The following is a 13,679-nucleotide window of genomic DNA, read 5'->3' on the forward strand; positions in this document are numbered from 1 at the left end:
CCATACGCCGCTAAACGGGTGCTTGCGCCTTTTGTTCTATTTTAGTGCCTTTAATCGTTGTGTCCATAAATTTTGTGGTATAGTGTGTTTGTTTATAGTTTGGAGGGATTCAAGTGAAAACGAATGATCAGTGGTGGAAGAAAAGTGTTGTTTATCAAATTTATCCCCGGAGTTTTTTTGATTCTAATGGAGATGGAATCGGCGATATCCAAGGGATTATTCAAAAACTTGATTATTTAAATTTACTTGGTGTGGATGTGGTTTGGTTAAGCCCAGTCTATGATTCACCCAATGATGATAACGGATATGATATTCGCGATTATCAAAAAATTATGGAAGAGTTTGGAACAATGGCTGATTTCGATCAGTTGCTTGATGAACTACATAAACGGGGCATGAGATTAGTCATGGACCTCGTCGTTAACCACACCTCAGATGAACATGAGTGGTTTATCCAATCAAAGAAATCGAAAGACAATCCTTATCGTGATTATTATATTTGGCGTGAAGGTTCTAACGGAAAAGAACCTAACAATTGGGGTTCATTTTTCAGTGGTCCTGCCTGGGATTATGATGAAACGACAAACGAATATTACTTACACTTATTTGCTAAAAAGCAGCCTGACCTTAACTGGGAAAACCCAACGTTGCGTGAGGAAGTTTACCGGATGATGAAATATTGGCTTGATAAAGGAATCGATGGCTTTCGGATGGACGTCATCAATATGATTTCAAAACAGACAGGACTACCGGACGGTGCGCAGGAAGAGGGACAATTATATGGGGATGGCAGCCCATTTTATATGAATGGACCCAAAATCCATCAATTTTTAAAGGAAATGAACCGGAAAGTGTTAGCTGATTATCCTATTATGACAGTCGGAGAAATGCCTGGAGCAACTCCAGAGGATGCCATTCTCTATACGAATTCTGATCGAAACGAAGTTAATATGATTTTTACATTTGAACATATGGATTTGGATAGTGCTCCAGGTGGCAAGTGGAATTTAAAGAAGCTTAATCTCGTTGATTTGAAGGAAAACCTTGCTAAGTGGCAAGTAGCCTTACATAAAAAAGGTTGGAACAGCTTGTACTGGAATAACCACGATCAGCCAAGGGTTGTATCCCGCTTTGGCGATGACCAAGAGTACCGAGTGGAATCTGCGAAAATGCTAGCGGTCTGCCTTCACTTCATGCAGGGCACCCCATATATTTATCAAGGGGAAGAAATCGGCATGACCAATGTGAAGTTTGATTCCTTAGCAGATTACCGTGATATCGAGACGCTTAATATGTACCAGGAACGAAAATCCTTAGGTTATACTCATGAGGAAATCATGACTTCGATTTATGCAAAAGGCAGAGATAATGCAAGAACACCAGTTCAATGGGATAAAACCGAACATGGAGGCTTTACCTCGGGAATACCATGGATCAAGGCAAATCCAAGGTACAAAGAAATCAATGTGAAAAGTTCCTTAGAAGATCCACAGTCAATTTTTTATTTTTATCAAAAGTTGATTTCGCTTCGAAAAGAGATGGATATTATCGTAGAAGGTGATTTTCAATTGCTGTTGAAAGACCATCCGACTTTATTTGCTTATGAACGAAAGTGGAAGAATGAAAGCCTTCTCGTGTTGTGTAACTTTGATGAAGACGAGTTAATCATTGATGATGAAGTGCTCGTTGCAAGAATGCCAGAATACCAATTACTCCTTTCTAACTACGGAGGTAGAGAAGTAAATAAACTACGTCCATTCGAGGCGATGGTGCTACAAAAATAACATATATCTGCCAGGAAGCATCAGAATGTTCTGATGCTTCCTACTTATTATAAAATTAATTCCAAAATATGATTGCACATTTATTTTAAAAGTGCTACTATGAATCTATCGATTAGTGCAAACGTTTTCGCTAACGACACATAAAAATTATGGGGGGTATTAGTAGATATTAACTGTAAAGTAAGTTAGATTTGTATGGAGTAATAACGTTTTTTTACAGTTTTTCTGCTATTTTGTGCAAACGTTTTCGTTGAAAACTAGTAATATCACCATTTCGAAGTATATTCTAATGCTTAAACATCATGATAGATTAGGTTTTTATTTACTCTTTAGTGCAAACGATTGCACGAAAATAAAATTTCCTTACCACTTCTATTATGGTTAAAAAAGCTTAGAATGACCTATTCACAATGGCACAAAATAAAGACATCTATGTTCTCGATGGTGCACAGTTTTACATTCACAAAAATATTAAACAGGGGGTAAATCATGAACAAGAAAAAGTTATTTTCTGGAATTGGAGCAGGACTTCTTTCACTCAGTCTTCTTTTAACAGGTTGTAATAACACCGATAAAGACGGTGGTGCTAAGGAAGAGTCAAAAGGCGGTAATGTAACGCTTGATGTGTTCCAATTTAAAGTTGAATTTAAAAAGCAATTCGAAGATGCAGCGAAAAAGTATGAAGCATCACACAAAGGTGTAAAAATTAATATCACTACAGTTGGTGGCGGTGAAGATTACGGTGCAGCACTAAAGTCTAAATTTGCTTCTGGAAAAGAGCCGGCCATTTATAACATCGGTGGTCCACAAGACGTTGAAGATTGGCAAAAGAAATTAACCGACCTTTCTGATACAAAAGCGTCTGAAGTTGCTTTAAAAGGTACTCTTGATGGAGTAACAAAAGACGGAAAAGTATTAGGATTACCGTACAATCAAGAAGGTTACGGCCTAATCTATAACAAAAAGGTATTCGAAAAAGCTGGAATTGACCCAACAACAATTAAGAGCTTTGCAGACCTTGAAAAGGCTGTTAAAACACTGGATTCAAAGAAGAAAGATCTTGGTCTTAAAGCAGTATTTGCTCTTCCAGGTAAAGAAACTTGGGTAACTGGTTTACACTTATCCAATGCATTCCTTGCACCTGAATTTGATAACAACGTCCTAAATGCTTTCAATGCAAAGAAAGTTGATTTCAAATATGGTGATGCGTTTAAGAAGGTCTTAGACCTCCAAAACGATTATTCTGTACAACCGACGGTAAGCCTTGATTACGCTCAACAAGTAGAAGAATTATTCTCACTTCAAAAAGTAGCAATGATTCAACAAGGTAACTGGGCATATGGTTCGATCGCTGGTATCGATGAAGAGTTTGCTGCTAACAGCATTGGTTTCTTACCAATCCCTGTAGAAGGTTATAAAGAAGATGCGATTCCTGTTGGTATTCCAATGTATTGGGGCGTAAACAGCAATAAAGACAAAAATACGATCGCTGAAGCAAAGAGTTTCTTAGACTGGTTATATACTTCTGACGAGGGTAAAGAAATTGTCCTTAACGACTTTAAATTTATCCCTGCTTATGATGGTTTTGATGCATCAAAAATAAGTGATCCACTATCAAAAGAAATTTATCAATATGCTCAAGATGGTAAAACAATTGGCTGGACCTTCATGGGTTACCCAACTGGCTGGGGACAAAACGAGCTAGGTGTTCAGATTCAAAAATATCTGAGCAAAGAAGCTAAATGGGAAGATGTTGTGAAAAATACACAAGCAGCTTGGGAAAAAGCAAGAAATAAATAATCCCTTATGAACTTAGATAATGGGTCCTACTTGATAAAAGCGGGGCCCATTCTAAATTACCAGAGAGGCAAGCGGCTGGTTTATAAAGTTTACTTTCGTTGAAGATTTTGTTTATCTTATCAATCAGCCCCTTTTCTCTCTTTAACAAGTATAAATACTAATCCATTGGAGGTTTTTTCCATGATGCGTACAAGGGATTTATCCTATTGGTTATTTTTAGCTCCGGTTCTTTTAGCCTTGTCCATGGTTGTTATCATTCCGTTACTTTTTGGAGTCTATTATTCATTCACAGACTGGAATGGAATTGAAGTGGGCAGCTTTATCGGCTTCGAAAATTATCTAAATGTTTTTAAGGATCAGGAGTTTCTAGATTCATTATGGTTCACCGTGAAATTCTCAGTTGTCTCGATTATTCTTATTAATTTCTTTGGGCTAGCTTTAGCACTTATTGTTACGTCTAAAATTAAAACTAGTAAGTTTTTACGAACGATCTTTTTCATGCCAAACCTAATTGGTGGTCTCATTTTAGGTTTTATATGGCAGTTTATTTTTATCAAAGTATTTGCTGGAATTGGCAATCTGTTTGGAATCGAAAGTTTGGAAGGATGGCTATCGACAACACAAACCGGTTTTTGGGGTTTGGTCATTCTGATGAGTTGGCAAATGGCTGGATATATTATGGTCATTTACATTGCTTACTTAGAAGGAGTACCTACAGAGCTTATTGAAGCGGCTGAAATTGATGGTGCAAGCCCACTTCAGCGTCTGCGCTTTATCGTATTTCCACTTGTTGCACCTGCGTTTACTGTCAGTATGTTTTTAACTTTATCGAATACATTTAAGCTTTATGACCAAAACTTATCGTTGACAGCTGGTGGACCTTACAATTCCACACAAATGGTCGCGATGGAAATCTTTAAAACAGCCTTTGGTGAGAGTGAAATGGCTTATGCCCAAGCAAAAGCAGTTATTTTCTTTCTCATTGTCGCTGTCATTTCATTAACACAAGTGTATATCAATAAGAAAAGGGAGGTTGAAATGTAATGGGGCGCAAATATAAATTACCGCTCGAGATTTTGGGTATACTATTAGGCCTGTTATGGCTTTCTCCTTTTTACTTAATGATCGTTAACTCCTTTAAATCAAAACGAGAAATCTTTACCGATACATTAAAGCTGCCTGAAGCTTTTAGTTTCGATAATTATATCGAAGCATTTAATGAACTTAATTTTTTAAAAACTTTCATGAATTCCGTTCTTATTACTGTTGTGAGTGTAGCCATTATCATTGTGTTTTCATCCATGGCTGCCTATGCCTTATCAAGAAATAAGAGCAAAATGAGTACGATTGTTTTCTTTATGTTTGTAGCGGCCATGCTGATTCCATTTCAGTCGGTTATGATCCCGCTTGTTACGATTTTTGGGAAAGTTGAGTTATTAAATCGTGTCGGAATTATCTTAATGTACTTAGGGTTTGGTGCAAGTCTTTCAATCTTCTTATACCATGGCACCTTAAGCGGAATTCCAAAGTCATTGGATGAAGCAGCGACCATCGATGGAGCCAATCGTTTTCAGATCTTTTGGTACATTATTTTCCCAATGTTAAAGCCGATTACTGTAACGGTTGCAATTCTAAATACAATTTGGATTTGGAATGACTACTTACTTCCATCCCTCGTTATCAATCAAGAAGGAATGGAGACAATTCCATTGAAAATGTTTTTCTTCTTTGGTGAGTATACAAAGCAATGGCACTTAGCACTTGCAGGATTAACGATTGCGATTATTCCCGTTATCGTTGCCTACTTTTTTGCACAGCGGGAAATTATCAAAGGAATTTCTGAAGGTGCTGTTAAATAAGAAACAATTTTTTATATAATGATATAAAAGGGTATTTTTGGTAAGGGGGAAGTAATGGTGGTTACAATTAAGGATGTGGCAAGGGAAGCAAATGTGGCACCTTCGACGGTTTCAAGGGTGATTGCAAATAATCCAAGGATCAGTGAACAAACCAAGAGACGTGTAAAAGAAGTAATGGAAAAATTAGGATATTATCCTAATTTACAAGCACGCAGCTTGGTTGCTAAAAGTACTCATACCATTGGAGTTATTATGCCAAATTCGGCCTACCATGCCTTTCGAAACCCCTTCTTCCCTGAAGTATTAAGAGGAATCAGCATGAATGCACATGAAAATAAGTACGGCATCTATCTTTCAACGGGTTCAAGCGAGGAAGAAATCCACGAAGAAGTGCTTTCAATGGTAATGGGCAGACGTGTGGATGGAATTATCCTGTTATACTCAAGGGTAAATGATCGGACCATGAACTACCTTGAAGAAATTGGATTTCCTTTTACGGTTGTAGGGCGTCCAAGCATAAATGAAGAGAGAATTACGTTCGTGGATAATGATAATATTTGCATTACCAAACAAGTAACCAATTATTTAATAGAGCAAGGGCATAAAAATATAGCATATGTTGGTATTAATCCGGACTTTGTCGTAACCAATGATCGAATTGCGGGATATAAAGCGGCACTAACTGAAGCAGGACTCCCTGTGAAGGGTGACTACTTTGTCCATGAAAAATTGGTTAATGAAAAAGGGAGAGAAGCAATTAGTTCGCTTATGGGTCTGGATGTTCCTCCAACTGCATTTGTCACGCAGGATGATTTAATGGCATATGAAATCATTAGTCATTTAGAGAAGTTTAACATTAAAGTACCTGATGATATTTCAATCGTAAGTTTCAATAACCTTTCATTATCGGAGCATTCAAAGCCTCCATTAACCTCTGTCGATATTGGTACCTTCCAATTAGGCCATGTTGCCGCACAATGTTTAATCGAAAAGGTTGAAAATCCTGAGACGCTGCCAAAACGTATCACGATTCCAACAAAGCTGATTGAACGAGAATCATGTGCCGTAAGGAAATAAGCTTTGGTTTGAATGTGAAGTAATAAACATAAAAATAGTCAGTGAGGATTTTATATGAATAAATTATGGTGGAAAGAAGCAGTTGCCTATCAGATTTATCCTCGAAGCTTTATGGATTCAAATGGAGACGGCATTGGGGATATCAAGGGTATCCTCTCAAAATTAGATTATTTAAAGGAATTAGGGATTGATGTCATCTGGGTTAGCCCGATGTATCAATCACCTAATGACGATAATGGTTATGATATCAGTAACTACCAAGAAATCATGGCAGATTTCGGGACGATGGCTGATTTTAATCTACTTTTAGATGAAACACATCGTCGTGGCATGAAGCTTATCCTTGACTTAGTAATCAATCATACCAGTGATGAACATCCATGGTTTATCGAGTCCCGTTCCTCAAAAAACAATCCGAAGCGGGATTGGTATATTTGGCGTGACGGAAGAGATGGAAAAGAACCGAATAACTGGGAAAGTATCTTCGGCGGTTCTGCATGGAAATATGACAAGCAAACGGATCAATATTTCATGCATATTTTTTCCGAGAAGCAGCCAGACCTCAATTGGGAGAATGAAGAGGTACGCAAGGCACTTTACGAAATGGTTAACTGGTGGCTTGATAAGGGGATTGACGGTTTCCGCGTCGATGCCATCAGCCACATTAAAAAAGAAGCGGGCTTAAAGGATATGCCCAATCCTGAGGGGCTTCCTTATGTGGATTGTTTTGAAAAAATGATGAATGTCGATGGGATTCATCCGTTTCTAAAGGAATTAAAGGAAGAGACGTTTGCTAAATATGACATTATGACCGTTGGTGAAGCAAACGGAGTCACAGTTGATGATGTGAAAGATGTGGAGCAATGGGTGGGTGAAGAATCTGGTAAGTTCAATATGGTCTTTCAATTTGAACATCTCGCCCTTTGGGATGCAGAGGCAAAAAAAGAGCTCGATATCATTGAACTGAAGGACGTCTTATCCCGATGGCAAAAAGGCTTGGAAGGCAAAGGATGGAATGCGCTATTCATTGAGAACCACGATCAGCCTCGTGTTATTTCCACATGGGGAAATGATCAGGAATATTGGCGTGAAAGTGCTACCGCGTTTGCAACCATGTACTTTCTCATGCAAGGTACGCCGTTTATTTATCAAGGTCAGGAAATAGGAATGACAAATGTTCAATTTGACTCAATTGAAGATTATGATGATGTTTCCGCAAAAAATATGTATCACTTAAAGCGAGCAGAAGGTATTCCTCACGAGGAAATTATGGAAATTATTTGGGCTTCAGGCCGTGATAATTCCCGGACTCCGATGCAATGGTCAAACGAGGCGAATGCTGGTTTCAGTACAGGAAGTCCATGGTTAAAGGTCAATCCGAATTTTAAAGAAATCAATGTAGCTGCCCAACAAAAAGATGCTAATTCTGTTTTGAATTACTATAAGAAATTGATTGCCTTGAAGAAGGCGAATGAGATTTTCACCTACGGTACGTATGACTTGCTGTTAGAGGATAATTCGCAAATTTATGCCTACACAAGAACGTTAAACGAGGAAAAGTTCCTTGTCTTGACGAACCTTTCCACTCAACCAGCCGTGCTGGAAGGTGTTTCACTTGAAGATTGTCATCTGCTCCTGAATAATTATCAGATTTCAAAACATGAACCACTACAAAACATAACCTTAAAGCCTTATGAGGCAAGAGTTTATCGAATGAAGTAAACGAATATTCATAATGGGCATTAACGAGAATGAATATCGTAAATCCTATTTAATGCAGAAATGAGCAGAGCCGAATCCGGTTTTCTGCTCTTTTTTTTACACCTTGAATAAATGGAATATCCCGTGGTAAGTTGATAGGCGATATGTTAAATTGAATAAATAATAATAGTCAAAACTATTGATTAAGAAAAAGATTGTAAGGGTTTTCTTTTGTCTGGGGGGATACTATGTTTTTTTCCTTACGTAATCGTTTATTTATTATTTTTACGTGTTTGTTAACGATTCCCTTAATCATTTTATCGATTATTATCCCACGATGGTTTACATCTATTATTGAAAACCAAACGCAGGAATTAACCATAGAAGCGATGGATCAGTACTCGCTGTATACTGACTCGATTACAACCCAGGCGGAGGATTTAGGTAAACAGGTCTTGGTCAATCAAACCACACAGCAATGGTTAAGGTTGGAAAAAAAGGATGAAGAGATACCACGAGAACAGAGCCTGTTACAGAAGAATCAATTGAAAATGCTCCTATCTTCAATGATGGTGAACAATTCAAATGGGATGTCTATCTCCGTGGTTTTGAATAATGGTGAAGGAGCATGGGGCAATAATCCAAACTTACACGACCTAGATTGGTTCCAAGAGTTTACTATAAATGAACAGCGATTTGTTAAATCGCATATTGATCCATATATGCCGGCACAAGGAACTAGTAATAGTTTTATGTTACCTCTTGTTGATTTGAATACGGTAGTTTCCTATGGATTTATCAAGGTTAATTTCCCATCAACATTGCTGGAAACAGCCTTAGGAAAAATCTCAATTGGTAAAAATGGACATGCCTATTTATTAGATCAACAGGGGGCAAATGTGTTAGAAGGTGAAATTGATACCCCTAAATCGGTATTGAAAAATAGTTTAACTAAAATAAAAACCAGTCAGAAGAATAAGGGTTTATTAGAAACTGATTATCAAGGTGAAAAATACTTCGTGTTTTTTCAAAAGTTAGCAGTAGGTGATTGGATTCTAGTCAGTGAAGTGACCAAGTCTGACTTATTCTCTAAAGTAAATATTCTGCAGCGCAACCTGCTTTTAATCAGTGCCCTTGTTTTTTTATTAACCATTGTGGCTTCTTTCGTGCTTTCATCCAATATCGTTAGCCCGTTAGGAAAACTAGCAAAAGCAATGAAATTTATCGAACGTGGGGATTTTTCAGGTGCCAAACGCTTTATGCCAACGATTAAATCGTCTAACGATGAAGTTGGTTACGTGGTAAAAGTGTTCGACCATACTGTCGACCAATTGAAGAATTTAGTTGAAACGGAATATGAAGCGAACATTCGTAGAAAAGATGCGGAATACAAAGCTCTATTACTGCAAATCAATCCTCACTTTTTAAATAATACGCTTGAAATTATTGGCGGTTTAGCCGTACAAGGAAAAAATAAAGAAGTCATGAATGTAAGCATCTACTTAGGACGGATGATGAGGTACTCCTTGAATACACAAAATGATGTCGTGAGATTGGGGGAGGAGATCAGCTATATCCGCAGTTATACGGATATTTTAAAGGTGAGATATGAGGATGCAATAACTATTGATATTGTAGAGGATCCAGAGACAAAAAATCTTCCTATTATTAAATTCATTCTCCAACCGCTTGTTGAAAATGCCGTTAAATATAGTTTTATAGAAAAAACTACAGCTGATATTTTTATAAAAACCGAAAAAATTAACAATCAAGTATGGATCATTTTAGAAGACAAAGGGATTGGTATGTCCGAAAAAATGATATCAGATTTAATGAATGAAGATGGAGCAATTAGTGTCTTAGAAAGCAAAGGAAACAGTATTGGGCTAAAGAATGTGCTTGGCCGCTTAAAGCTTTACTACGGTCAAGATTTCTCGTATAAGATTGAATCTGAAAAAGATATAGGCACGAGGATTACATTGTGTATTAATTTTGACCGAGGTGATATACATGATGAAGGTCATCATAGCGGATGATGAGATTCAAATTCGTAAAGGCTTGCGGATGAAAGTGGATTGGGAAGAGGAAGGGTTTCAAATCGCTGGCGAGGCTTCCAATGGGAAAGAAGCACTCGAACTGCTTGGGAAAATGGATATTGATTTAGTCCTTACAGATATGAGAATGCCAATTATGGATGGCCTTGAATTGGCTAAACGCTGTCAGCAGGAATTTCCAAACGTAAAAGTGATCGTATTATCGGGTTATTCCGATTTTGAATTGGTCCGTGGCTCCATGAAGGAAGGGGTTAAAGACTATCTATTAAAACCGGTTGCCCCGGATGAACTAGTGGAAGCCTTACAAAAAATCCGTAAAGAAATAGAGACAGAGAGGAAAAAACAGGTTGAAACGGCGCAGATGCGTCAGCTTGTTCTTTCTCAACTGCAAGAAGTACAGGAACAATACTTGCTTTACTTGGTGAAAGAGGAATGGCTGGAGTTTAATTTAGTCATCGAGAGACTTCGCCAACTTCAACTTGAGGAACTTGTCAATGAGAACACAGTAGTTCAATTTGTTACTGTGGAAATTCGAGAGAGTTTTGGAAATCCTAATCGATTAAAAGAACTCTGGCTTCCTTTTCAAATGCTATGTAAGGAAATCTCTAAAGAGCATGTAGGAACTTATTCCTTTTACGACCCAAGCTATGCTAATATGGTTCATTTTTTAATACGAATTGATATAAATAATCCTTCTAATTTAGTTGAAAGTTTACAACAAAATGTGAAAAGGTTGTTGAATTTAGAAACGGTGATTGGAATTGGGAATGTGGTCACCGGTCTAGCAAACTTTAAGACAGGTTACATTTCCAGTTTGCTTGCTTGGAGTCAAAGTCAGATAGGCTCACGATCGCAGGTGATTGATGCAGCGATTACGAAAGAGGAAGCGTTTGAATTTTCACCTGATTTTGAGAGAAAGTTAACCAATGCGATTGAAAATAACAGCTTCGAGGCGTTTAGAGAAAATATTCAATCCTTATTACAAGAGGATGGAAACCAATCGATTTTATCGTTTTCGTTTGCTGCCAATCGAGTGTTATTTCTGTTAGGGTCACTTGCCAAAAAATATGATATTGAAACAAAAGATATTCAAAAAACGATTTGGAATTGTCAACAAAGTATTTGGGAGCTTAATTCGCAGAATAAAGTGCTTGAAAACCTCCTTCAATTAGCCTACTTAATAATTGAAAAGGTGCGTTTGGCCCGCTTTTCAAATGGAAAGTTAATCGTGGATAGTGTTCGGAATTATCTGGACCAGCATTATGCAAGTGAAATTTCATTGACCTTATTATCGGAACTATTTCACATCAATAGTGCTCATTTATCAGAAACCTTTAAGAATTATGTTGGTCAAAATTTCAGTGATTATCTGGTGAAAATACGAATAGATAAAGCCCAGCAATTTTTGAGAGATAAGCAGCTTAAAATCATTGATGTAGCAAATTTAGTTGGCTTTTCTAACTCTGGGTATTTTAGTACAGTTTTTAAAAAACATGTGGGGCAAACACCGGTTGAATTCCGTAATGCCATAGATTCCTAAGTTTTCAGGAAAGAAAGGGAATGTAGATGAAGAAATGGTTCACTATTTTTGCAGTGATACTTGTGGGGATTTTAGTGTATGCGTTCTCCTTTTTTGATATATTCTCAAGCAATGGTCAAAAAGAGAAAGGGGAAATAGTAAAGGATCCCGAACGAATCCAGTTGACTTTCTGGAGAAACGGCGGGAACGTGGCAGAAAATAAAGCATATGAAGAATTAGTTGCTTCTTTTGAAGCAGCTAACCCTAATATTTTGGTGAATATGAAGTCGATTCCTTATAGTGACTATGAAGTCAGGCTACGAACGGAACTTGCCGCGGGGAACCCTCCGGATATTTTGACCATTGACAGTCCTACGCTAGGTCTGTATGCAAATACGGGCTCGTTATTATCGATCGACCCTTTCATGAGAAAAGAGGGGAAGATCGATGACATCCCTGACTCTACTTTAAAAGGCTTAAGTTATAAAGGGCAAATTTACCTCGCCCCAATTGTAGAGTCAAGTATTGCTTTATATTACAATCGACATTTACTAAAGGCAGCAGGAATCCCCGATCCACCAACAGATCCCAATAACCCGTTAACATGGGAAGAGGTATTGGAGATTGCTAAGAAAGTAAATAATCCAGCTAAAGGAGTTATTGGAATAGACCCAGCTCAGGGATTTAACGATGGAGAAGCTCCTGCTTATTTTAAAACACCACTTCTTTGGCAGTTTGGGGCTAAGGTTATAAGTCCTGATGGAACAACTGCAAGCGGGTTTTTAGATTCAAAAGAAGCGTTAGCTGCTCTACGATTTTACCAGGACTTGTATCATAAATATGGCGTTGCTTCCATAGAAATACCTGGTGGTGCCTTTGAAGATGGGAAGCTGGCAATGACTGTGCTTGGCTCTTGGACACTGGCCGACTTGGAAAAAAATCATCCTGAATTCCAGTTGGGAGAAGATTTTGGGGTAACTCCCTTGCCAAAGGGGAAGTATCAGTTTGTACCCAATGGCGGATGGGCGCTTGGCATCACATCAAAGTCAAAACACCCACAGGAGGCATGGAAGTTTATCAAATATGTCACCGGTTATCAAGGTGTGAAAAAGTATGTCACCATTACAGGTGATATACCGGCCAGATACTCTGTCGCAAAAGACTTCCCGGAGTTGAACGAATATCCTAAAAACATATTTGTACAGCAAAGCCAAAAGTATTCAAAGAACCGCCCGGTTACTCCTGCTTATCCTGTTGTCAGTGATGCCATTAGAAGATTATTTGAGGATGTTGGAATCGGCGGAAAAGATGTAAAGGTTGCTGCTACAGAAGCAGTTGAAAAAATCAATACAGGTCTGAAGGAAATCAAATAAATCTAGGTCCATGGGTAATATTGGTAATTTTTACAGAGACATCTCTTCTAGTTAATGTACTAGAGGAGATGTTTTTTTATTATAAGGTAACCTTAGTGGTTCAGGTGGTTTTTGGGATCCGATGGACAAAGCGGGGCCAAGTACCTGGTAAAACGTCTAACGGGAAGGGTGTGATGGACGAAACTGCCCAAGAGAACAGGCAAAATGTCTAGCGGAAGGGGTACGATAGACAAAACGGGGCAAGGGAACAGGTAAAATGTCTATCGGGAGGGGTACGATGGACAAGAGGGCCCAAGGGAACAGGTAAAATGTCTATCGGGAGGAAGCTGATGGACAAACGGCCCAAGGGAACAGGCAAAACGTCCATCGGGAGGGCTCCGATGGACAAAACTGCACAAGGAAACAAGAAAATGTCTATCGCAAAGGTTACGATGGACAAAACCACACAAGGAAACAAGAAAATGTCTATCGGGAGGAAGCCGATGGACAAAACCACACAAGGGAACTGGCAA

General features: G+C 38.2%; 10 protein-coding genes. All 10 read left to right on the forward strand.

All coding sequences use genetic code 11. The features are described from left to right. Positions 1-113 precede the first annotated feature (113 nt). A complete protein-coding gene (locus V7121_RS11110; RefSeq protein WP_335494365.1) occupies positions 114-1,784 on the forward strand; it encodes a glycoside hydrolase family 13 protein in 1,671 nt (556 codons plus the stop codon). Between the two features lie 489 nt (positions 1,785-2,273). Beyond that, a complete protein-coding gene (locus V7121_RS11115) occupies positions 2,274-3,584 on the forward strand; it encodes an ABC transporter substrate-binding protein (RefSeq protein ID WP_335494363.1) in 1,311 nt (436 codons plus the stop codon). A 183-nt stretch (positions 3,585-3,767) separates the two neighbouring features. Beyond that, on the forward strand, positions 3,768-4,628 hold the full coding sequence (locus tag V7121_RS11120) for a carbohydrate ABC transporter permease (protein ID WP_335494454.1): 861 nt from the start codon (positions 3,768-3,770) through the stop codon (positions 4,626-4,628). Next, complete coding sequence (locus tag V7121_RS11125; RefSeq protein WP_335494361.1) at positions 4,628-5,443, forward strand: carbohydrate ABC transporter permease; 816 nt, start codon at positions 4,628-4,630, stop codon at positions 5,441-5,443. The genes V7121_RS11120 and V7121_RS11125 overlap by 1 nt, the downstream gene beginning before the upstream one ends. A 54-nt stretch (positions 5,444-5,497) precedes the next feature. Further along, the gene (locus tag V7121_RS11130; RefSeq protein WP_335494359.1) at positions 5,498-6,520 is read left to right on the forward strand and encodes a LacI family DNA-binding transcriptional regulator; all 1,023 of its coding nucleotides are present in this window, start codon (positions 5,498-5,500) and stop codon (positions 6,518-6,520) included. Positions 6,521-6,574: 54 nt separating this feature from the next. Further along, complete coding sequence (locus V7121_RS11135) at positions 6,575-8,242, forward strand: glycoside hydrolase family 13 protein (protein ID WP_335494357.1); 1,668 nt, start codon at positions 6,575-6,577, stop codon at positions 8,240-8,242. Between the two features lie 227 nt (positions 8,243-8,469). Further along, entirely contained in the window at positions 8,470-10,257 is a 1,788-nt protein-coding gene (locus V7121_RS11140; RefSeq protein WP_335494355.1) for a sensor histidine kinase, read from the forward strand. Beyond that, positions 10,232-11,815, forward strand: coding sequence for a response regulator transcription factor (locus V7121_RS11145; protein ID WP_335546573.1), 1,584 nt, complete (start codon positions 10,232-10,234; stop codon positions 11,813-11,815). Before V7121_RS11140 ends, V7121_RS11145 begins: the two co-directional genes overlap by 26 nt. A gap of 26 nt (positions 11,816-11,841) precedes the next feature. Next, on the forward strand, positions 11,842-13,167 hold the full coding sequence (locus V7121_RS11150; RefSeq protein ID WP_335494351.1) for an ABC transporter substrate-binding protein: 1,326 nt from the start codon (positions 11,842-11,844) through the stop codon (positions 13,165-13,167). A 329-nt stretch (positions 13,168-13,496) separates the two neighbouring features. Further along, a partial coding sequence (locus tag V7121_RS11155; protein WP_335546575.1) for a hypothetical protein occupies positions 13,497-13,679 on the forward strand: 183 nt, incomplete at its 3' end.

This window comes from Neobacillus drentensis (assembly GCF_036962125.1).
GTDB lineage: Bacteria > Bacillota > Bacilli > Bacillales > Cytobacillaceae > Neobacillus > Neobacillus drentensis_B.

What these genes read in the sequence shown, in the direction of transcription:
- V7121_RS11115 (WP_335494363.1), top strand. Translation starts at nt 2,274, where the DNA reads ATGAACAAGAAAAAGTTATTTTCTGGAATTGGAGCAGGACTTCTTTCA.
- V7121_RS11120 (WP_335494454.1), top strand. Translation starts at nt 3,768, where the DNA reads ATGCGTACAAGGGATTTATCCTATTGGTTATTTTTAGCTCCGGTTCTT.
- V7121_RS11125 (WP_335494361.1), top strand. Translation starts at nt 4,628, where the DNA reads ATGGGGCGCAAATATAAATTACCGCTCGAGATTTTGGGTATACTATTA.
- V7121_RS11130 (WP_335494359.1), top strand. Translation starts at nt 5,498, where the DNA reads ATGGTGGTTACAATTAAGGATGTGGCAAGGGAAGCAAATGTGGCACCT.
- V7121_RS11135 (WP_335494357.1), top strand. Translation starts at nt 6,575, where the DNA reads ATGAATAAATTATGGTGGAAAGAAGCAGTTGCCTATCAGATTTATCCT.
- V7121_RS11140 (WP_335494355.1), top strand. Translation starts at nt 8,470, where the DNA reads ATGTTTTTTTCCTTACGTAATCGTTTATTTATTATTTTTACGTGTTTG.
- V7121_RS11145 (WP_335546573.1), top strand. Translation starts at nt 10,232, where the DNA reads ATGATGAAGGTCATCATAGCGGATGATGAGATTCAAATTCGTAAAGGC.
- V7121_RS11150 (WP_335494351.1), top strand. Translation starts at nt 11,842, where the DNA reads ATGAAGAAATGGTTCACTATTTTTGCAGTGATACTTGTGGGGATTTTA.